Source organism: Kribbella sp. VKM Ac-2568, assembly GCF_004345365.1.
In the GTDB taxonomy this organism is placed as follows: domain Bacteria; phylum Actinomycetota; class Actinomycetes; order Propionibacteriales; family Kribbellaceae; genus Kribbella; species Kribbella orskensis.
Window position 1 is genome coordinate 553,776 of sequence record NZ_SLVF01000003.1, and the last position, 19,400, is coordinate 573,175.

The following is a 19,400-nucleotide window of genomic DNA, read 5'->3' on the forward strand; positions in this document are numbered from 1 at the left end:
TCAGTCACCGGACATGAGGATTCCCCGCGCACCCGGAAGAGCTCACTTACCCTTGCTGCCTTCCGGCCCTGGGGGAGTTGGGCGAGATACCGCCACGCGGGGAACCATCGAAGAGTGTACGGGATCGAGGGCCCCATCCAGCAAACCGGGTCAACCGGCGACAGCGAACCCCCGCCAGGCAGCCCGCAGTACCGGAATAGAGCAGCTCCACCGCGGGTTGCCGGTTGTATGGGAAACCTCGACTTCGGCCGCTTCGGGATCACCACCGGGCTGGACAGCAGCCCCGAGTCACTGGCGGCAGCGGCTGCCGCGGAGGAGCTCGGTTATCCAGCGATCTGGCTGTCCGGCGGCCCGTTGCCCGGACTGCAGACCATCGTCGACCTGATCCAGGCGACCGAGACGATCAGGTTCGTCAGCGGGATCCTCGCCGTCGACAGATACACCGCGGCCGACGTCAGCGCGACATACGCGCAGTTAGAGGCGTCTGCACCTGGACGCTTCACCGTAGGCCTCGGCGGAGCGCACGGCCCGCGACCACTCAGCACTCTGAACAACTATCTCGACCAGCTGACCGCAGTACCGACCGACCACCGTCTGCTGGCTGCGCTTGGCCCGCGGATGCTCGAGCTGGCCCGCGACCGCACGGCCGGCGCGTACCCCTTCCTCATCCGCTCCGAGTACACGGCCGAAGCCCGCAAGACCCTCGGCCCGGACAAACTGCTCGCGGTATCCCACCTCGCGGTCGTAGAGACCGACGCCGACCGCGCCCGGGAGATCGCGCGGGGAACGATCAGTTTCTTCCCGCGGATCCCCGGCTACCTCGCCTCGTTGAAGCGGCAGGGATTCAGCGACCAGGAGATCGCCGAACTGCCCGATCACGTGGTCGATTCGCTCGCCGCCTGGGGTACGCCGGCCGACATCGCCGCGAAGCTGACAGAACACCTCGACGCCGGCGCGAACCACGTCGCCATCAACGTGATCACCGGCGTCACCGGCCCCCAACCGATCGACCAGTGGCGCGCACTGGCGGACGCCGTACTCTCCTAGCCTCTGATCCTGTTGAGCAGCGCGGGGATCCAGTGGTCGCCGTACCGCTCCCGCAACTCGTCACGCTGCCAGTCCTCGCCAGTGATCTTCCCCCGGCAAAGCGATGAGCCGCAGTCGCACGCCATCTCGAAGTCGGTGCCCGTGCTCGTGCCGTAGTCGCTGGTGATCTCCTCGCCCGGTGCGATGTCCCGGCGAGCCTCGAGGGTGACAGCGTCGATCCACCAGAGGTTCGGATCACAGCTGTGGTTGCCATAGGCAATGGTCGGCCGCGGATCACTGGGGAGAACCAGATGCTCGTCGTCGGCCAGGGTGATCGTGTCCACCGGCGGATTCTTCAGCAGTTCACGGAGTTCGGCCGTGCTCACCTTCCGCCCAGCCAGCCGGGAGACCACCTCGCCCTTGGTGATCGCCTTGGTGGCGAACAACCCCTGCCCGGCGATCCCGGACCGCCGTACCCCGAGACCCGGATGCGACCAGGTGAGCTGCTTCTCGTACAGCCGCACCGTGCTCTCGAGCTTGTCGTAGGTGTACGGCTTCACCTCGCCGGTCGGCTCGAACCCCTGCCGGCTCCAGAACCCCGCGGCCTGCTCGGCATTGGTATCCACCACCGCCAACCTGAGCCTCCACCAGTCGCTCCCGAGGTACTCCTCGAGCAACCTGTACGCCGCCGCGCCCACTCCGCGGCCCTGGTGCTTCTTGTGGACCTCCAGCAGCCCGATGTACGCCGTACGCTCGTCCGGGTATCCCTTGAGCAGGTCGATCACCGCGACGAGTTGATCCCCTTCCCAGGCGCCGAGCACCACCTTCGCGTCCTCGGGCAGTCCCTCGGGCCGCATCATCAGGAGGCTCTGCGCATCCGCCGGGCCTGGCGGATAGCCCGTGATGCGCTCGGTGTAGCCCGGATCGGACTCGATCAACTCCTGGAGTTCGTCGACGTCATCTGGCGTGATCTCCCGCAGCCTCACTCTGCCTCCTCCAGTTCGGTGACACTGCCGGCCATGATCTTGCGGACGTTCCTGGTCACCTTCTCCGGCGCCCAGTCCCACCAGGCGACCGCCAGCAGCCGGGTGATCTCCTCGTCGCCGAAGCGTTTGCGGATCACCTTGGCGGGGTTGCCCCCGACGATCGCGTAGTCCGGTACGTCGTCGACCACCACCGCACCCGACGCCACGATCGCCCCGTGCCCGATCCGCACGCCCGGCATCACCATCGCGCGGTACCCGAACCAGACGTCGTTCCCCACCACGGTGTCCCCGCGCCCGGGCAACCCGGTAATCAGATCGAAGTGCTCGGCCCACGCACCACCCATGATCGGAAACGGGAACGTCGACGGCCCGTCCATGCGGTGGTTGGCTCCGTTCATGATGAACGTGGTCCCCGTGCCCAGCGCGCAGTACTTCCCGATCCGCAGCTTCTCGGGCCCGTAGTGGTACAGCACGTTCTCCACCCCGAACGCCTCCGGCGCCACCGGATCGTCGTAGTACGTGAACTCCCCCACCTCGACCAGCTCCGACTCGACCAGCGGCTTGAGCAACACCACGCGCTCAACTCCAGCCATCGGATACATCTGCCCAGGATCCGGCCCACTCTCCATCCCCCGACCCTAAAACCCCGCCAGGCCCCCACTTCCTCCCCTTTGCCACCCACCTCAGGCTCCGCGGCCCTCCCAACCCCCGATTTCACCCCCCACCCCTGTCTCGCGTATCCTCTCGCCTTGGAGGATTCGCCTAGAGGCCTAGGGCGCACGCTTGGAAAGCGTGTTGGGGGCAACCCCTCACGAGTTCGAATCTCGTATCCTCCGCCACTCTCCGAGAGACACAAAACCGCAGGTCAGAGCGCGGTTTCACTCTCTGAAAGGAACGACAAAGCCGGGGCGGCTCCCACATCTGGGAGCCGCCCCGGAGTCGTTCCGTCTCAGTTTCCGTCTCAGTTGTCCCTATGGCATGAGCTTGGCGGGATGGTGGGTGATCCGGCCGCCAGTGCCGCGTTGTAATACCGCTTAACCTCTCCGTGTTTCGGTAGCTGTCTCGGCGTGATGCAGCAGATCGGGCAGGCTGGAGCGTCGTCAGGGTATGAACCTCGTACCGGAGGCGGCTGTGGAGCCGGTCTCGTTCGATGAGCTGGTGGCGTCTAGTGGGCGCAAGTTGCTGCGGCTTGCGCTGATGCTGTCGGGCAGCCTGCATACGGCCGAGGATCTGGTCCAGACCGTGCTGGTGCGGGCGTATCGGCGCTGGGACCGCGTCGCGGCGGCCGACCGGCCGGAGGCGTACCTGCGGCGGATGGTCGTCAACGAGTTCCTCAGTTGGCGTCGGCGGATGACCAGCCGGGAGGTCCCGGTCGCGGAGTTGGGCGATGTTCCTGGTGTCGAGGACGCCAGCACTCGGCAGGCCCAGCGTGACGCGATGTGGCGGTTGCTGGCGCTGCTGCCGCGGCAGCAGCGGGTTGTCTTGGTGCTGCGTTACTACGAAGATCTGCCGGACGCCGAGATCGCCGCGGTGCTGGGTTGCTCGCCGAGCACGGTCCGCTCGAACGCCGCCCGGGCGCTGGCGAGCCTGCGCAGCGGCGTACCGGGCCTTGATACTGACACGGAGGCATTGCCATGCCGAAGACCGACGACGACGACGACCTGGTGCTACTGCTGCGGGAGACCTTTGCCGACGCCGAGCGCCAGGCGACCGACCAGCGTCAGCTGCCGGCGATGCCCGGCACGCCGCGCCGCGGTCGCTGGCTCGCGGTCGCGGCTGCTGCCTCGGTCGCAGCGGTCGCCATCTCGGCCACCCTGCTCGGTGGCCTGGGGCCGGACGAGCCGATCGGCGGGTCGACGGTCAGCACGACCAACCAGACACCGGCCACAGCGCCGGGCAGTGGGCCGGGCACTGGGCCGACCGGTGGGACGACGTCCGGGCACGTCGTCGCCGACGCGAAGATCTACGGCGCCGTGATGAAGGCGATCACCGTCATGGACCGTCCGGGCGCGGGTTGGCCGGTGCTGTTCGTACTGGACGCCCCACGGGCAAACGCGGCCGACGGTACCTTCACCGACGAGCCGCTGGCGCCGATCGCGCCCGCGATCCAGCAGCAGATCGCGGCGGAGATTCGCCAGGTCGCGCCGGTCCGCTGGGTCAGCAAACCGAACGCGGCCAAGCAGGGCGGTACCGCCTGCGGTCAGGTCCTGGAGGGCGGCGCGATCCTCACCCTCGGCGAGATCCACCCAGCGGGAGGTAACCGGCTGGATGTCCGCGTCAGCCAGTGGACCGGATGCACCGGCGCGCACTGGCTCACCTACCGCCTCGAACGCGCAGGCGCCGATTGGCAGATCACAGGCACAGTCGGCCCGCAGGTGATCTCCTAGAGTTCCAGCCGTAGTTCGTGATCAGGCGAGTTGGGCTGTTTGACGGCGTTGGTGGCAGTCGCGTGCTCGGGCTTGGTGGCGGCGTCGCCAGCGTGACCAGTGCAGCAGGTGGGCCGAACCGTGTCGGCCGTGGTTGCATCAGCGACCGGCCTTCCTTCGTCCAGGGTCTCAACGAGGGTGTCAACGACCCTCTCAAGCGGACTGCTGCGCGCCGTCCGAGCCGTTCTAGATCTCTCCCGCCGAGCTGCCCAGATCAAGCCGCGAACCCCAGGCGTGCCGAAAACATGATCTACGCCCCGCGGAGGACCCGGTCGCCGAGGTCCGAGCGGCGGTAGAGGATTGAGCGGCCGTGCCGGGCCGAGATGAGCAGGCCGGCCGCGCGCAGTGCGCGCAGGTGCTGGTTGACCGCGCTCGGCGTGACGTCGAGGCGCACGGCGAGCTCGGTCGACGACGTCGGCGTCTCGAGCAGCCTCAGCAGCTGGCCACGGACACGGCCGATCAGGCCCACCAGGGCGGTCGGCGGCGTAGTCGTCTTGGTCTCCCACAGCGTTCCGAGACCGCGTGCCGGGTACATGATGTGCGGCGGCTCCTCGGGAGAGATCGGCACCGATCCGCGCCGGCTGAAGAGCGAAGGAGTGAGCGTCAGGCCGCGACCGGCGGTCGAGGTGCGGTAGGAGTAGTCGCTGCGCAGACGTACCCGGAGGACGGTGTCGTCGAGGCGTACATGTGGGTCGATTCCTGCGAACATCGCCGCGAGACCGGCTTGCGCCGTGACCCGGCCGCGGTAGACGACGTCGGCCTCGAGCACTGTCCGCATACGCGCCCAGTACGGCTCGAAACAGGCCTCCCAGTAGTCCCGCAGCGCTGCCAGCACACGGTCGAGCACCTTGTCCGGCCGACCCCGAAGTACCGGTGGGAGCATGGCCGGATGGATCTCCGCCAGATCCGCGCGTACGACGCCGGCCGGTGTGCCCGTGAGCGCCGCCAACTCGTCGTCGATCCTGCCGAGCGGTGTGTAAGGCCGCGGAGTGAGGAAGTCCGGCGTCCACAGCGACTCGTTCGTCAACGCGCCGAGCAGTTCCAGGTCGAGCCCGGCACGCGTCGGCCCGGTGGCGCGCAGCCAGGGCAGTTGAAGCGGGAATCGGCCGGGGTCGCGCAGGGTCCGCAGGGAGAGGACCAACTCGTTCAGCGGCGAGATCGCGAAACGCACTTCGCCGAGGTCGTTGCCCGCGAGCTCGTACTCGATCATGAAGCAATACCCTACATCGTTGGTACCGGAGGACCTCCGGATGCGACAACTGTCAGGTGCCTGAACTCCTCCGCGATCCTCTCGAGCGCGCACTCGCCTCCGCCGTGGCCGCGATGTCGCTGTCCCGTGGAATGTTCTTCGCCGTCAGCGCCCTGTACTTCACCCGCGGAGTCGGCCTGTCTCCCGCCGTCGTCGGGATCGGTCTCACCCTCGCCGGAGGGGTCGGCGTCCTGGCGTCGTACGCCGGTGGGCGACTGAGCGACCGATGCGGTGCCGATCGGCTCCAGCAGTGGGCGCTGGCCGCGAACGGAGCCTCGCTGCTGGCGTACGCCCTCGCCGGCAACGTCGTCAGCTTCGTCCTGGTCGCGGCCTGCGTCTCCGCCACCCGCGGCCTGCAGAGCACCGCCCAGATGACGATGCTCGCCCGTTGGTACGTCGGCCCGGAGCGGGTCGCTGTCCGCGCCCGGCTGCGGGTGGTGATGAACGTCCTCATCGGCATCGGCACCCTGCTCGCGGGACTGGCTCTGATGGCCGACACCACAATGGCATACCGCCTAACGGTGGTACTCGTCGGCGCGATCACGATCCTCGGCACGGTCCCACTGATTGGCCTGCGCCGCAGGGTCGCCGGACTGGCTGCACGGATGGACGCCTCCGGTAGCGCCGAGGCGTCACGCGGACGCTCCCCCCTACGGGATCGCACGTACGTCGCCTCGACAGTCCTCAACGCGGTACTCGCGGTCCACTTCGCGCTGACAACGGTCGGGATCCCGCTGTGGGTGGCAGACCACACCGACGCCCCGACCATCGTCGTATCCGCGCTCCTGCTCGTGAACACCGCCTTTGTAGCGCTCTTCCAGGTCCGTGCCTCCCGCGGCACACAGAACCTGCGCACCGCTGGGCGGTCAGTGCGCCGAGCGGGCCTGCTCCTGCTCACCGCCTGCCTGCTCTTCGCCTTAGCAGGCCATCTCGGCGCCGCGGCAGCAATCGCCGTCCTGTTCCTCGCCGCCCTCGCCTCCTCTGCAGCCGAGACGCAGGGCGAAGCAGGAGGCTGGGGCATGGCCTTCGAACTCGCCGACCCCACTCGCGCCGGCGCCTACCAAGGCCTCAGCCAAACCGGCAACGCACTCGCCCTGATGCTCGGCCCTGCCGTCGTCACCACAACCGCGATCGACCACGGCACGCCAGGTTGGATCGCGCTCGGCACACTCTTCGCAGCCACCGGCACCGCAACCGCGGTCGTCGCGAACCACGCCGCCACACGCAGGGATCAGCGCAACACGCCAGTCGGCACCACTCCCGCCCGCACTTAATGCCAGGACCCGATGCTCAGCTGTGCCTGCGACGTACGGCGATCGAACTCAGGACCACACCGACAGAACCCGGACAATCGCTCGCCGGCTCGCAGCCGCCGCGTGTCGGGCGGCTCCTGCGGTCGCGTCGCAGGCAATCGGCTACGCCGACCCCACACCCGGCACCCGCTCGCACCGATCTGGCGGCTGCGATATGGACGGAGCAGAGTAGGACTACCGGCGCTCAGCGGCGCACCTAAGGGTCCAAGTCAGGAGGAACTCAGCATGTCCCATCACCTCGACACCCCGCTCGCAAGCCAGACCGGCCAGCTCTACATCGATGACCTGTACGTCTTCCACGGCGAGGGCAACACGGTGTTCATCATGGACGTCAACTCCAACGTCAACGGCCTGCATTCCGAGCCTGGGTTCCATCCGGAGGCGCGCTATGAGTTCAAGGTGCACTTCGACGGAGCGGACTTCGAAGCCCTCACCTACCGGGTCTCGTTCGGTGAAGCCGACTCCGGCGGGCGGCAGGCCCTGCAGCTGCACGCGCTCACCGGCGACCAGGCACGCGAGGACTCCGCAGATGGCGAACTCGTGCTGGAGGGCCGAACCGGCGAGGCGGCCAGCGGGGGCGGCACCCGGATCTGGGCCGGACGCGTCGGCGACTCGTTCTACATCGACCTGTCGCTGCTCACCATTGTCAACGGGGCGGTGGCAAACGGGACCGCACCGGACCTGTCGGGATGGCGACCGGAGAACGCGAAGAACAGCTTCGCCAACACCCACGTCGACTCCATCGTCCTCGAAGTCTCTCACCAGCACCCGCAGCTGCGACCCGGCGCCCGCACCAGCGTGTGGTGCGCCACCAAACTTGCCACCGACGCGGGCGGCTGGCGGCAGATCAACCGCTTTGGGCATCCCATGATGTGGCCGATCTTCTGGCCCAACGACACCGACTTCTCCGACCCCGCCAACACCCGGCACCCGTCCGAAGACTTCAACGCCACGGGCCAGTACATCGGCGAGCAGGTCGCCGCCGTCGTGGCGGCCAGCGGGACCTCCGATGACCCCCAGGGCTACGGCCAGACCGTGGCCCGGCGGCTGTTCCCCGACGTCATGCCCTACCTGGTAGGCACGCCCGCGACCTACGGGTTCGCCGCCTTCAACGGCAGGACGCAGGCCGACAACGCGCCCGAGGCAATGCTGTCCCTCGTCACCAACACCGCGGTACCTTCAGGGCTGAAGCCGTCCGTATCCGAGCATCTGCGGGACAGCAACTTCCCTTACGTTCTTCCAGCGTGACCAACCGGGGACCTCGGACCCGTAACGCCATCGCGCCCCTGTCGATGGCGATCGAGCACGGGAGCCCTAAGTCATACCTGTGCGGGTGGAGAACTGAGACAGGTCGGAGCGTGGTCTCGACTCTGTGAGAGAAGCGACAAAGCCGGGGCGGCTCCCAGTCTGGGAGCCGCCCCGGAGTCGTTCCGTCTCAGTTGTTCCTCTGCGGCGGCCGAAACCCCCGCGCGCCGGGTCACAGACCGGGTGCGCCGTACAGCGGGAACCAGCGGGTGAGGTCGGTCTCGATCCGCAGGTCGCTTTCGAGGGCCGACCTGATCTGAAGTTCGATGGTGTTGTCGCGGCGGTTCGGGCCGGTCGGGGCGAAGGGGTACCAGGTGCCTTGCTTGTAGAGGTAGACGAGCCCGAGTGGGTGGGTGCCGTCGGTGAAGGCGATCAGGGTGCACAGCAGCGCGGCGCCGAAGCCGGCGTCGACGAGGGCGCTGTTCACCCCGTGCAGGTCGGTGGCCAGGCCAGCCAGGTCGTCGTCCGCGACCTGGCGGATCAGCCACGTGTAGCCATAGGCGTCGGTCTGGCTGGTGTACTTGCCATCATCCAGGGCGAGCAGTCTGTCGCCCTCCTCGCGCAGGGCGGCGAATCCGCCGCCCTCGGCGGCCTTGAAACACACCGAGCCGGTACCGGTCGGCCGGTACCCGGTGGAGGTCTGCAGGGTGATCGCGGCGGCGGGCAGTCCGAAGAGCTGGTCGAGATTCGGGGGGACGGGTTTGGTCCGGCCGAACAGGATGTCCAGGAGGCCCATCTCTACCCCTGCTCCCCGAGCTCCCGGGCGATGCCGGCCAACTGGTCGAGACGCCGCTCCAGCGGCGGGTGGGTGGCGAACAGCGAGGAGAGGCTGAGGCCCGGCGCGATCGCGGGGGCGAAGTAGAACGCGTTGAACGCCGCAGCCTGCCGCAGGTCGCGGGACGGGATACGGGCGATCTCGCCACTGACCTTGGTCAGCGCCGAGGCCAGCGCGGAGGGATGGCCGGTCAGGATGGCCGCGGCGCGATCCGCGGACAGTTCCCGGTAGCGGGACAGCGCTCGAGTGAGGAAGAAGGAGAGCGCATAGACGACTGCCGACACGAGCACGACGGTCAGCACCACCACCGTGGCGTTCTGGTCACGGCTCCGGCCGAAGCCACCCCAGAGGCCGATGCGAGTGGTCAGCCCGGCGAGTACGCCGAGGAAGGAGGCGATGGTCATCACGGCAACATCGCGATGCGCGATATGGGACAGCTCGTGCGCGAGCACGCCTTCCAGTTCGTTGGCGTCCAGCCGACGCAAGATCCCGGTAGTCACGCACAACACCGCCTTGTTGGGGCTGCGCCCGGTGGCGAAGGCGTTGGGCATGTCGACGTCGGCAATGGCCACCGTGGGTTTGGGCATGTCGGCAAGGGCGCACAGCCGGTCGACCACTCCGTGCAGCTCCGGGGCTTCCTCCGGAGTGACGATGCGGCCGTGCATCGCGTAAAGCGCGATCCGGTCGGAGAACCAGTACTGCGAGAACAGCAGCGCGCCGGCGATGACGACAGCCACCAGCGCGCTCTTCGTCAGGGCAATGAGCAAGGCGACGAAGACGACATAAAGCAACCCGAGCAGGAAGGTAGTGACCAGCATCCGGCCGGTCAGGCCACGGTCGGGCTTGAAGCGGGTTCTCATCGGCACACCCCGGGATCTACAGCTGCTTTCTGGTAGGCGTAGTCCAGCTTTCCACGCGGATCCAAGGCAATGTCGAAAACGTGCTCGCCTTCGCCTTCGCGTTGGCGGCCGCGCGTCCGGAACAACGGACAGCCCGGGGGTCAGGTGTCGTACTCGTCGGGGAGGCGCATGGCGGGGCCGCCTACCTGGAGGCCGAGGGGGGTTGCGCGGCCCTGGGGTTCTTCCCAGGGTTCTTGGCGGCCTAGGGCGGTCAGGTCTAGGTAGTGGTAGCCGTTGTGGAACTCTTCGATGCCTCGGCCGTAGGTGGAGTAGGTGTGGAAGACCTCGTTGTCGACGCGCAGGAAGGTGCTGATGCCGGGGAGCGGAAAGCGGCGAGTTTCCCGTACGGCGCTCGGGAGACCGCGACGAGTGTCGTGTTGCGCACGTGCAGTTGCCTCAATCGGCCGATCCCGTCGGCGGCGGAGGAACAGCTCGGGCAGCCTTGGTCCCAGTCCGGGCCGTACATGAAGTGGTGCATCACCAGTTGTTGCCGGCCCTCGAACAGGTCGAGCAGGCTCACTGTTTCCGTCCGGGCCCTCGAACACGTACGGCTTGTCCATGCGGACCATCGGCAACCGACGGCGGTCCGCGTTGAGCCGGTCTCTGGCGCGCGTCAGCTCCTTCTCCTTCGCCAGCAGTTCCCTGCGGGCGGCGAGCCACTCCTCGCGCGACACCACCTCAGGCAGGTTCCCGATCGTCATCCCGACCACTCCCAACTGGTCTCGTTCCGGCACGGCCTGCTCACCATCGAACTGGTTCCCGTCCACGGACCCGGCTATTCAGTTCAGGGCTTCAACAGATCTCCCGGACAGCGACCGAGTAACCCACGGACTTCGGACCGTTTGTCGGTTTCTCGGCATGGGTACCTCGCCGTGCTGTGAGGCACAGCGCCGCACAGTTGAGGTACAAGGAAGACAGGGACATGGAGATCATCGGTGTAATCGTCGCGGGCATCATCATCGGACTGCTCGGCAAGTTCGTCGCTCCGGGCAACAAGGACAACATCCCGATCTGGCTCACGATCCTGTGCGGCATCGGCGGTGTGATCATCGGATGGTTCATCTACACCGCGTTCGGGGGCAACGGCAGCGCCGGTATCGACTGGGTGCGCTGGCTCGTGGCCATCCTGGTCGCGGCCGTTCTCGTCGTCGCCGCATCCACTTTGACCGGCAGGAACACGTCCAGGCGGGTCTGAAGCACGGCGCGAAACACAAGCTGGGCCGGTTGCACAGGCGACCGGCCCAGCTTTCGTTCGGGGTCTCGCGAGACTCAGGCCTCGGCGTTGCGCGCCGCCAGGACGCGCATGGATCCGCTGGTGACCCGGATGCGACGCTCGCGGAGGAGCGAAAGGCGTTCGACAGGTGGCACCAAGCGGGACACGGGGTGGAGGAGTTCGCGGACTCGGGAGGTCACGAACGGGACGGCGTAGTACTGGTACGCCGGGTCGACGGCGCTGACCGTGAAGCCGGTGCGGGACAGCAGGTCGGTGATGGTTTGAGGGTCGTAATAGCTGACGTGTTCGGGGATTTTGTAGGAGACCCAGCGGCGGCCGGAGACGCGGGCCAGGAGGCTCTTGATGTTGGGGGTGACCATGACGACAAGGCCGCCTGGGCGGAGGAAGCGGGCCGCGGTGCGAAGGAAGGCAGCCGGGTCGGTGATGTGCTCGATCAAGTGCGAGGCGAAGATGACGTCGAAGGTCTGCCCCTCGATCTCAGGCACCTCCTCGAGCAGCCCGTGGAACACGCGGCCGGGGTACAACTCGGCGGCTCGTTCGACGGCGGCCGGTGAGAGGTCGATCCCGTAGGCGTCATAGCCGGCGTCGAGCGCGCATTTCAGGAAGTACCCGTACCCGCAGCCGACCTCGAGGATCCTGCCCTGCGGCACGAACTCGGCGATCCGCCGCACGTCCTCGCGGAACGTGGCCAGGTACTCGGTCTCCTGACTCTCGTACTGCGAGTAGCCGGAACCCTCTCCGCCGAAGTACGACTCCTCTTCATAGAGTGCGCGGAGGGTCTCCGCAGTCGGGGTAGGCACGAGTTGCACCAGCCCACACTCCGGACACTCCTCGATCCCGTAGCCGTCCTTCGCCGTGCGAGGGCGGAACGGCCCGCTCGTCGCACACATGATGCAGGCGACCCTGGCCGACCCCGGTCCATCGCTCATCAACAAAACCCGCTCTCTCGTCTCACCCCGACGAGGGCGAGACCGCGACTGTAGTGCGCGCCATTATGCCCACCGCGGCACCCCGCCCCGGAGCACCTCTCGCCGAAAAAGGTCCGCCTGAGGCGGGCGCGATGTGTCACCCTTCGACAGGGGGAGGTCGATGGTGCAGATTCGGCTACTCGGTGGGTTCGGCGTCGATCAGGACGGCCGGCCTGTCGATGCCCGGGCGTGGCGGCTGCGGAAGGCGCGCACGCTCGTCAAACTGCTGGCACTGCAGCGTGACCAGCGGTTGCACCGCGACGTCCTCCTCGACGCGCTGTGGCCGGGCCGTACTCCGATGTCGGCCGTCAACAATCTCCATCAGGCACTGCATGTCGCCCGCCGGGTGCTCGCCGACGACAGACCGACCAACGGTCTACTGGAGCTGCGTGACGATGTCGTGGCGTTGTGCGCCGACGGTCTGGTCGACGTCGACGTACGGCGCTTCGAGCAACTGGCGGCGCATGGCCGGGCCAGCGGTGACCTCGCCGACCTCCGTGCCGCGGTGGCTGCATACACCGGCGACCTGCTCCCCGAGGACCGCTTCGAGGACTGGGCCACCCAGCCGCGCGAGGAACTCCGCCACGCCTTCTGCGACCTCCTCGTCGACCTCGCCGACACAGCCACAACAGCCGATCCCGACGCCGGCAGCGAGATCGAAGCACTCGACGCACTCCAGCGCGCACTGACCATCGACCCACTACACGAACGCGCAGTCAGAAGCCTGATGCGCCGCCATGCCGCGATGGGCCGGCGATCGGAAGCCCTGGCCCTGTACGAACGGCTGCGCGGCGATCTGGCCGCGACGTACGGCACAGACCCCGATCCAGAGACCCAACGCATGTACCGCGACCTGCTCACCGACAGCATCGAGGTCGAGGAGCCCACGCAACCACCCCGGCACAACCTCATCCCCGCACTGACGAGCTTCGTCGGCCGCGAGCGCGAGATCAGCGATGTCCACCGCCTCCTCGAACGAGGCCGGCTGGTCACCCTGACTGGCGTGGGCGGTGCAGGCAAGACGCGGCTCGCAGAGGAGGCGGCGCGCAGGCTGCTCCCCGCCTACCCCGACGGAGTCTGGGTCGCGGACCTGGTGCCGGTGGCCGACCCGCACCTCGTCGCCGACACCGTCGCCGCCGCACTCGGGCTTGATCCCGGCGCGGGCTCCGACCCGCTGCGAACGCTGGTCGCCCAATTGGCAACACGCAACCTCCTGCTCGTGCTCGACAGCTGCGAGCACCTCCTCGCCGCCTGTGCCGCACTCGCCAACGCCGTACGGCGCAACTGCCCCGGCGTCACGGTGCTCGCGACGAGTCGGGAGCCTCTGCATGTTCCGGGTGAGGTGACCTTCCGGGTGCCGTCGCTCGAACTGCCGGAGCCCGAGGAAGCCGGCGACCCGGACCGGCTCGTGACTCACTCCTCCGTACGGCTCTTCGTCGACCGCGCGCAGGACGTGCGGCCCGGCTTCGTCCTCGACCTGGACAATGCGGCCTCCGTCGTGGAGATCTGCCGTCGCCTCGACGGCATCCCGCTCGCCCTGGAACTGGCTGCTGCCCGGATGTCGCATCTTGAGTCGGCGGAGATCGCCGACCGGCTGAGCGAGGCTCTTCCCCTGCTCGGCCGGCGCGGCGAGATCACCCGGCACGCGACGCTGCGGGCCGCGCTCGAGTGGAGTCACGCCTTGCTCTCGGACGATGAGAAGGTGCTGTTGCGCCGCCTCGCGGTCTTCTCTGGCAGCTTCTCGCTTCCCTCAGCCGAGCAGGTCTGCGCGGATGAGCGGATTCCCGGCCCGGATGTGCTGGACTGCCTTGGCCGCCTGGTCGACAAATCCCTTTTGCTGGTCGATCACGACGGTCCCCGCTCGCGCTACCGCCTGCTGGAGACCATCCGGCAGTTCGCCCGGGAGCGACTCGTTGCAGCAGGAGAGGCGGAGTCACTGGAGGCCGCACACTGCGCGCATTTCCTGGAGCTCGCGCTCGATCAGGACCCCGAGCGGGTCAGCGTCGTCGTCGAACGCCCGCAACTGCTCGACGTCGACCACGACAACCTCCGCGCCGCCCTCGGCTGGGCGCTGCGGAACGACCCAGACCAGGCGTTGGTGCTCGGAGTGAGCCTCTCGCAGTACTGGCTGGCGCGAGGGCATTTCGTCGAAGGAGCGGACTGGCTCGAACGCATTCTCGAAGTGGCCGTCAAGCCCTCACGGTCGCGGGCTCGAGCAGTGTTCGCGCTGGCGACCCTGGACGCGAGGAGTGGTTTGAGCGAGAGACTCCCGGGCCTGGGAGACGAGGGCGTCGCTGTCGCCGAGCAGTCCGATGACCCCTCCCACGTCGTGGCCGCCCGGGTCCTTCGCGGCACCCTGCTGCTGAGCAGCACAGACCTCGACGAGGTCGAGCGGACCGCCACGGCAGCGATTGCCGATGCGGACTCGCTCGGAGCGGCGCCGGTGGCCGCTGCCGCCCAGGGGCTTGCCGCCATGGTCTCGTTGTTCCGCGAAGACGTGGAGCCGGCACAGCAGCGATTCGACGAATGTCTTCGCCGGCTGAGTCTGATCGACGCGACCGCTGTCCCCTTCTTCCCAGCCGTGACGATCTGCCTGCCGCTCATGCCAGTGGATGGAACGTTGGTTCCGGTGTTCGAGGAGACCTTTCTGCTCGGCCGGCGGGTCAGCGCCGTGCAGGCGTATGGCTACGCCTTGTCGGCATCCGCTGACGTATACCGGCTCACGGGAGACCTCGACAGTGCCCTCGCGGCCGTACGTCGCTCTGTCGACGGGTTCGCCGACATCGACGACACAGTGGGGCTCGGCCACGCTCTCAACCATCTGGGGTGCATCGAGCGCGACCGGGGCCTGTTCGAGCCGGCCGAGACGCATCTGCGCGAAGCCCTGCGGATCCGCAAGCAACTGGGAGATCGTCGCGGGGAGAACTTGACCCTCGCCAACCTCGGACTGCTGTCCGCGGCCGCCGGCGATCCCGGCGAGGGACGCCGGTTCACCCGCATCGCCCTCGACCGCGGCGAGGCGGTCGACGATGTGCCCGCGGTGGCGGGAGCGCTGCTGGATCTCGTCATCGTCGAGCTGTTCGCCGGTCAACGGCAGGCCGCCCGGGCGCTCGCCGAACAAGCGGTGGAGGCCTTCCACCCGCAGGGATATCTGCGACTCGAGGCCTGGGCGCGGCTCCTTGCCGCCGAACTCGCCCGCGACGACGGCGACTCCGAAGTACTGGCCAGGCAGGGCCGTACGGCGGCCGAGATCTTCGCCCGGCTCGGCTGCCGCATCGGTACGGCGCGGGCAGCCGCCCTGCAGCTCCAACCCTGACGCCGCTCACGACCGGCTAAGTCGCGCTAAGCCGCTGCGAAGGCCGCCTTCCTAGCGTCGTGCTGGTCAAGGAAACACCTTGGGGGTACGACGAGTAGGAGTAGGCAATGACAACGACGGAAACGCGGCAGGACACTCTGGGGGAAGCCACGCTCGGCGAGTTCGCCGAAGGACTGCGTGGTGAGCTGGTCCGCCCGACCGACCCTTCGTACGACGAAGCCCGGTCGATCTGGAACGCCGCGCATGACAAGAAACCGGCTCTCGTGGTGCGATGCCACGGAGTTGCCGACGTAGTCCGGGCGGTTGAATTCGCCCGCAGCGAAGGCCTTTCGCTGGCAGTCCGGGGCGGCGGCCACAGCATCCCCGGCTTCTCGACGGTCGACGGCGGCCTGGTGATCGACCTGTCGCCGATGAACGCGGTCCGGGTCGACCCGAACCGTCAGCGCATCGTCGCGCAGGGCGGCTGTGTCTGGGGAGACGTCGACGCCGAGGCCCAGGCGTTCGGGCTGGCTGTCACCGGTGGCCTGGTGTCGACGACGGGTGTCGCCGGCTTCACCCTCGGTGGCGGGATCGGCTGGCTGGTCCGTCGGTGCGGACTCGCTTGCGACAACCTCGTCGGCGCCGACATCGTCACCGCCGACGGCCAGTACCTGCATGCCAGCGAGGACGAGAACCCGGAGCTTCTCTGGGCTCTGCGCGGCGGGGGCGGCAACTTCGGCGTCGTCACGTCGTTCGAGTTCCAGGCGCACGAGGTCGGCCCCACCGTCTTCGCCGGCCTGGTCTTCTACCCCGGCGACGAGGCGGCCCGCGTACTGCGTGGCTTCGGCGAGGCAGCAGCCCACGCACCCGACGAGCTGTCGCTGGCGGTCAACCTGACCACCGCGCCACCGTTGCCGTTCCTCCCGGAAGACGTGCACGGGAAGCCGATCGTCGCAGTACTGGGCATGTGGTCGGGGCAGACCGAGGACGGCGACGAGGCAACGCGGCCGTTCCGCACGTTGGCGCCGGTGGTGGCCGATCTGTTCGGCCCGATGCCGTACAACGCGATGCAGACACTGCTCGATCCGCTCTTCCCGCGGGGCATGTGGAACTACTTCCGGTCGGCGTTCTTCACCGAGCTCGGTGAGAAGACCGTCGACGCGCTCGTCTCGTCACACACCCAGGTGCCGAACGGTGTGTCCGAGCTTCACGTCCACCACCTCGGCGGCGCGATGGGCCGCGTACCGGCGGACGGCACGGCCTTCGGTACGCGCGACCACGAGTTCATCCTCAACGCGGTGGCGCGGACGCCCGACGGGAACGGCTTCGACGAGGTCGCCCAGTGGGCCCGCTCGGCATCCGCCGGGCTCGGACCGGACGCGGCGTCGTACGTGAACTTCACCGGGGAGGGGAGCGAGGAAAGCGTGCGCGCGTCCTACCCGTCGTCCACTTACGACCGGCTGGTGGCGGTGAAGGACCGCTACGACCCGACCAACCTGTTCCGGCTCAACCAGAACATCACGCCGTCGGCCGCGCCTGGTCGCTAACCCGGAAGGTCCAGCAACCGTAGGCACAACAACGCCGGGACGGCTCCCGCTCGGGGGGAGCCGCCCCGGCGTCCTCCGTCCCGGGATCAGTGCGCGCCGAGGGCGTTCTGGATGCCGGTGACGGCGGCGCCGCGGGCCCAGTCGGTGAAGGTCAGCGGGGTGGTGAGGATGTCCAGGCTGCAGCGCTGGGATTCGGTGGGTCCTGGGCGGAGGCGGTCGTCGATGACTTCGTTGAGGGGGGCCGAGCCGGTGAAGGCGGCCAGGTCCTCGCCGGCCAGGACTATGCACGTCGTCTGCAGGGCGCCGGCGAAGGTGACGATCAGGTGGCCCAGGGCCCGTGCCGCGGCGTTCAGCCGCTCTGTAGCCGCTGGGTCGCCCGAGGCGCGAGCGCGGACCAGATCGTCGAAGGTGACTGGGTGGCCGGCCGCGGCGGAGGCCTGTGCCTCGACGTCTTCGCGATTCAAGTAGGCGGCGACGCAACCAGGGTGGCCGAGGCTGCAGCGTGGGCCGCGGGTGTCGATGGGGGCATGCGCCAGCAGGTGGCCGTTGTCGATGAGTTGCTCGACGGCGACACCTTCACGCACGACGCCGAAGCCCAGCCCGGCGCCGACGGTGATGATCCCGAAGGTCGAGTGGGTCCGCCCCGCGCCGAACCACAGTTGCTCGCGAGCCAAGGCAGCCACGTCGTTCGCGACGATCACCGGCAGCCCGGTGCGCTCACGCAACGGCGTACCGATGTCGACGTCGCGCCAGCCGAGGAACGTGCCCTCCTGCACCACGGTCCGGTCGACCACCACCCCGCCGACGGTCACGCCGATCCCGTCGAGCGAGGGAACCTTCCGGCCGAGCTTGGTGGCCAGTTGCGCGACGATCTTCGCCGTCGCCTCGACCGGTACGACGCCGTCCACCGCCGCGGGTAGCGCCGCACGCGCGGTGGCGCTGACCTCGCCGAACATGTCGCACACGACGGCGTACGCCGTGTCCGAGGTGAGCTTGCACCCCACGACATGGCGAGCACCGGGTACGGCGGTCAGGATCTGCCGCGGCCGGCCGACGGCGGACGGCGGCTCCAGATCCTCCGAGGCGATCCCCCCGCCGATCAGCGAGCGAGCCAGCCGGGACATCGACGCGTAGGACAGGTTGAGTCGGTCTCCCAGGTCGCCGCGGGTGGCCGGTCCGTGGATCAGCAGCTGCCGGGTCACGGCGAGCTCGCCGGCGGACAGTTCTCCCCCGGTTCCCCTCCGCGCGGACGTGCTCGTCGCTACCACCTGCCAAAGGATACGGGCGTGACCCTTGTCACACTCGCCAGCATGCATTATTTTCAATCTGACTGCAAATACCTGAGGTTCGGAGCGACCCATGTTCGGACCACCGCCGACCGCCCTCCGACCTGGCCCCGTCGTGAGCGACCGGCACCTGCTGGCAGGCAGCACTCCCCGGTGAAGGAGCCACGATGGCCACCACGATCCCCGCCCGGCCGGCGAGATTCCGCCGCGCCCGCAACGGTCCACACGACGACACCCGACTCGCCCTGCTGTTCATCCTTCCGGCCACCATCGGCTTCCTGGTCTTCCTGATCTGGCCGACGCTGCGCGGGATCTATCTCAGCTTCACCAAGTTCAACCTGCTGACCCCGCCGGAGTTCAACGGCCTGGACAACTACGTCCGGATGGTCCAGGACCCGGTCTTCTGGAACGCGATGAAGGTGACGCTGTACTACGTCGTCCTCAACATCGGATTCCAGACCGTCCTGGCCCTGGTGATCGCCGTGATGATGCAGCGGCTGACCCAGCGGACCTGGCTGCGCGGCATCGTGCTCACGCCGTTCCTCGTCTCGAACGTGGTGGCTGCGATGGTCTTCCTCTGGATCCTCGACTACCAGCTGGGCATCGCGAACAACATCATCGCCGGACTCGGCCTGGAACGGATCCCGTTCCTGTCCTCCGAAGCCTGGGTGATCCCGACGATCGCGTTCATCAACGTCTGGCGGCACGTGGGCTACACCGCGCTGCTGATCTTCGCGGGTCTCCAGATGATCCCGGAGACCGTCTACGAGGCCGGGCGGATCGACGGGGCGAGCGAAGTACGTATGTTCCGCAGCATCACTGTCCCGCTGCTGCGGCCGATCCTCTCGCTCGTCCTCATCATCACCGTGGTCGGCTCGTTCCAGGTCTTCGACACCGTCGCGATCGCGACCCGCGGCGGACCCGTCGACTCCTCCCGGGTCCTGCAGTACTACATCTACGAGGTCGCGTTCAGCCGCTTCCAGTTCGGCTACGCGTCGGCCATGTCGGTGGCGCTGCTCGTCGTCCTGGTGATCATCACCTTCGTCCAGTACCGGCTCAGCCGGGCCGAGTCGTCCGACCTGGCCTGAGGA

16 protein-coding genes, 1 tRNA gene, 1 other RNA gene and 3 pseudogenes are annotated in these 19,400 nt (G+C 68.1%); 10 read left to right on the forward strand and 11 right to left on the reverse strand.

Features of this window, described 5'->3' with window-relative positions; all coding sequences use genetic code 11:
- Nucleotides 1-12: 12 nt before the first annotated feature.
- Nucleotides 13-109, reverse strand: an RNA gene (ffs, locus tag EV648_RS10055) — signal recognition particle sRNA small type.
- Nucleotides 110-228: 119 nt separating this feature from the next.
- On the opposite strand from ffs, the gene EV648_RS10060 reads away from it, so the two are divergent.
- Nucleotides 229-1,047: a TIGR03620 family F420-dependent LLM class oxidoreductase gene (locus EV648_RS10060; protein ID WP_132288072.1), complete on the forward strand. Its 819-nt coding sequence runs from the start codon at nucleotides 229-231 to the stop codon at nucleotides 1,045-1,047.
- Here the strand turns inward: EV648_RS10060 and EV648_RS10065 are convergent.
- Together EV648_RS10065 and EV648_RS10070 are read right to left on the reverse strand one after the other, a co-directional pair.
- Nucleotides 1,044-2,012 carry a GNAT family N-acetyltransferase gene (locus EV648_RS10065; RefSeq protein ID WP_132288075.1) on the reverse strand — a complete coding sequence of 323 codons (969 nt, stop codon included), beginning with the start codon at nucleotides 2,010-2,012 and terminating at the stop codon, nucleotides 1,044-1,046. The two genes, EV648_RS10060 and EV648_RS10065, sit on opposite strands and share 4 nt — an antisense overlap.
- Nucleotides 2,009-2,641 (reverse strand): CatB-related O-acetyltransferase, encoded by a 633-nt coding sequence (locus tag EV648_RS10070; protein WP_132288078.1) that lies wholly within the window; start codon nucleotides 2,639-2,641, stop codon nucleotides 2,009-2,011. Before EV648_RS10070 ends, EV648_RS10065 begins: the two co-directional genes overlap by 4 nt.
- Nucleotides 2,642-2,763: 122 nt before the next feature.
- Between EV648_RS10070 and EV648_RS10075 the strand changes: the two genes are divergently transcribed.
- Both EV648_RS10075 and EV648_RS43955 read left to right on the forward strand, forming a co-directional pair.
- Nucleotides 2,764-2,851 (forward strand) — tRNA-Ser (locus EV648_RS10075).
- 268 nt (nucleotides 2,852-3,119) lie between these two features.
- Nucleotides 3,120-3,551 (forward strand): annotated as a pseudogene (locus EV648_RS43955) (SigE family RNA polymerase sigma factor); the annotation flags it as partial.
- Here the strand turns inward: EV648_RS43955 and EV648_RS44730 are convergent.
- Nucleotides 3,509-3,634: a hypothetical protein gene (locus EV648_RS44730; RefSeq protein ID WP_255512835.1), complete on the reverse strand. Its 126-nt coding sequence runs from the start codon at nucleotides 3,632-3,634 to the stop codon at nucleotides 3,509-3,511. The pseudogene EV648_RS43955 and the gene EV648_RS44730 overlap by 43 nt on opposite strands.
- 12 nt (nucleotides 3,635-3,646) lie before the next feature.
- Between EV648_RS44730 and EV648_RS43960 the strand changes: the two genes are divergently transcribed.
- Nucleotides 3,647-4,399 (forward strand): hypothetical protein, encoded by a 753-nt coding sequence (locus EV648_RS43960; protein ID WP_241995046.1) that lies wholly within the window; start codon nucleotides 3,647-3,649, stop codon nucleotides 4,397-4,399.
- A gap of 289 nt (nucleotides 4,400-4,688) precedes the next feature.
- On the opposite strand, the gene EV648_RS10090 is transcribed toward EV648_RS43960, so the two are convergent.
- On the reverse strand, nucleotides 4,689-5,648 hold the full coding sequence (locus EV648_RS10090; RefSeq protein ID WP_132288084.1) for a DUF5937 family protein: 960 nt from the start codon (nucleotides 5,646-5,648) through the stop codon (nucleotides 4,689-4,691).
- Nucleotides 5,649-5,704: 56 nt separating this feature from the next.
- Here EV648_RS10090 and EV648_RS10095 point away from each other — a divergent pair, with 56 nt between their 5' ends.
- Nucleotides 5,705-6,961: an MFS transporter gene (locus EV648_RS10095; protein ID WP_132288087.1), complete on the forward strand. Its 1,257-nt coding sequence runs from the start codon at nucleotides 5,705-5,707 to the stop codon at nucleotides 6,959-6,961.
- A gap of 264 nt (nucleotides 6,962-7,225) precedes the next feature.
- Entirely contained in the window at nucleotides 7,226-8,248 is a 1,023-nt protein-coding gene (locus EV648_RS10100; RefSeq protein ID WP_132288090.1) for a DUF4331 family protein, read from the forward strand.
- A gap of 229 nt (nucleotides 8,249-8,477) precedes the next feature.
- Here EV648_RS10100 and EV648_RS10105 read toward each other — a convergent pair whose 3' ends face one another.
- The 4 genes and pseudogenes from EV648_RS10105 to EV648_RS43970 all read right to left on the reverse strand — a co-directional run.
- A complete protein-coding gene (locus EV648_RS10105) occupies nucleotides 8,478-9,041 on the reverse strand; it encodes a hypothetical protein (protein WP_132288093.1) in 564 nt (187 codons plus the stop codon).
- Nucleotides 9,042-9,043: 2 nt separating this feature from the next.
- The gene (gene htpX / locus EV648_RS10110) at nucleotides 9,044-9,940 is read right to left on the reverse strand and encodes a zinc metalloprotease HtpX (protein ID WP_132288096.1); all 897 of its coding nucleotides are present in this window, start codon (nucleotides 9,938-9,940) and stop codon (nucleotides 9,044-9,046) included.
- 140 nt (nucleotides 9,941-10,080) lie between these two features.
- Nucleotides 10,081-10,457, reverse strand: a pseudogene (locus tag EV648_RS43965) (DUF899 family protein).
- Nucleotides 10,458-10,509: 52 nt separating this feature from the next.
- Nucleotides 10,510-10,680: pseudogene (locus EV648_RS43970) on the reverse strand (DUF899 family protein); the annotation flags it as partial.
- A gap of 221 nt (nucleotides 10,681-10,901) precedes the next feature.
- On the opposite strand from EV648_RS43970, the gene EV648_RS10120 reads away from it, so the two are divergent.
- Nucleotides 10,902-11,174: a GlsB/YeaQ/YmgE family stress response membrane protein gene (locus EV648_RS10120; protein WP_132288099.1), complete on the forward strand. Its 273-nt coding sequence runs from the start codon at nucleotides 10,902-10,904 to the stop codon at nucleotides 11,172-11,174.
- A gap of 74 nt (nucleotides 11,175-11,248) precedes the next feature.
- Here EV648_RS10120 and EV648_RS10125 read toward each other — a convergent pair whose 3' ends face one another.
- Nucleotides 11,249-12,142, reverse strand: coding sequence for a methyltransferase domain-containing protein (locus EV648_RS10125; RefSeq protein ID WP_132288102.1), 894 nt, complete (start codon nucleotides 12,140-12,142; stop codon nucleotides 11,249-11,251).
- A gap of 160 nt (nucleotides 12,143-12,302) precedes the next feature.
- Between EV648_RS10125 and EV648_RS10130 the strand changes: the two genes are divergently transcribed.
- On the forward strand, nucleotides 12,303-15,497 hold the full coding sequence (locus tag EV648_RS10130; protein WP_132288105.1) for a BTAD domain-containing putative transcriptional regulator: 3,195 nt from the start codon (nucleotides 12,303-12,305) through the stop codon (nucleotides 15,495-15,497).
- Between the two features lie 107 nt (nucleotides 15,498-15,604).
- Nucleotides 15,605-17,023: an FAD-binding oxidoreductase gene (locus tag EV648_RS10135; RefSeq protein WP_132288108.1), complete on the forward strand. Its 1,419-nt coding sequence runs from the start codon at nucleotides 15,605-15,607 to the stop codon at nucleotides 17,021-17,023.
- Nucleotides 17,024-17,109: 86 nt separating this feature from the next.
- Here EV648_RS10135 and EV648_RS10140 read toward each other — a convergent pair whose 3' ends face one another.
- Nucleotides 17,110-18,291: an ROK family protein gene (locus EV648_RS10140; RefSeq protein ID WP_158293955.1), complete on the reverse strand. Its 1,182-nt coding sequence runs from the start codon at nucleotides 18,289-18,291 to the stop codon at nucleotides 17,110-17,112.
- A 185-nt stretch (nucleotides 18,292-18,476) separates the two neighbouring features.
- On the opposite strand from EV648_RS10140, the gene EV648_RS10145 reads away from it, so the two are divergent.
- Nucleotides 18,477-19,397 carry a carbohydrate ABC transporter permease gene (locus tag EV648_RS10145; RefSeq protein ID WP_132288114.1) on the forward strand — a complete coding sequence of 307 codons (921 nt, stop codon included), beginning with the start codon at nucleotides 18,477-18,479 and terminating at the stop codon, nucleotides 19,395-19,397.
- The last annotated feature ends 3 nt before the right edge of the window (nucleotides 19,398-19,400 follow it).

Bases quoted from the DNA above. Each gene is read 5' to 3' on its own strand.
- EV648_RS10145 (WP_132288114.1), top strand. From the start codon at position 18,477: ATGGCCACCACGATCCCCGCCCGGCCGGCGAGATTCCGCCGCGCCCGC.
- EV648_RS10060 (WP_132288072.1), top strand. From the start codon at position 229: ATGGGAAACCTCGACTTCGGCCGCTTCGGGATCACCACCGGGCTGGAC.
- EV648_RS10130 (WP_132288105.1), top strand. From the start codon at position 12,303: ATGGTGCAGATTCGGCTACTCGGTGGGTTCGGCGTCGATCAGGACGGC.
- EV648_RS10070 (WP_132288078.1), bottom strand. From the start codon at position 2,641: ATGGAGAGTGGGCCGGATCCTGGGCAGATGTATCCGATGGCTGGAGTT.
- EV648_RS43960 (WP_241995046.1), top strand. From the start codon at position 3,647: ATGCCGAAGACCGACGACGACGACGACCTGGTGCTACTGCTGCGGGAG.
- EV648_RS10090 (WP_132288084.1), bottom strand. From the start codon at position 5,648: ATGATCGAGTACGAGCTCGCGGGCAACGACCTCGGCGAAGTGCGTTTC.
- EV648_RS10105 (WP_132288093.1), bottom strand. From the start codon at position 9,041: ATGGGCCTCCTGGACATCCTGTTCGGCCGGACCAAACCCGTCCCCCCG.
- EV648_RS10120 (WP_132288099.1), top strand. From the start codon at position 10,902: ATGGAGATCATCGGTGTAATCGTCGCGGGCATCATCATCGGACTGCTC.
- EV648_RS10135 (WP_132288108.1), top strand. From the start codon at position 15,605: ATGACAACGACGGAAACGCGGCAGGACACTCTGGGGGAAGCCACGCTC.
- EV648_RS10100 (WP_132288090.1), top strand. From the start codon at position 7,226: ATGTCCCATCACCTCGACACCCCGCTCGCAAGCCAGACCGGCCAGCTC.
- EV648_RS10125 (WP_132288102.1), bottom strand. From the start codon at position 12,142: ATGAGCGATGGACCGGGGTCGGCCAGGGTCGCCTGCATCATGTGTGCG.
- htpX (WP_132288096.1), bottom strand. From the start codon at position 9,940: ATGAGAACCCGCTTCAAGCCCGACCGTGGCCTGACCGGCCGGATGCTG.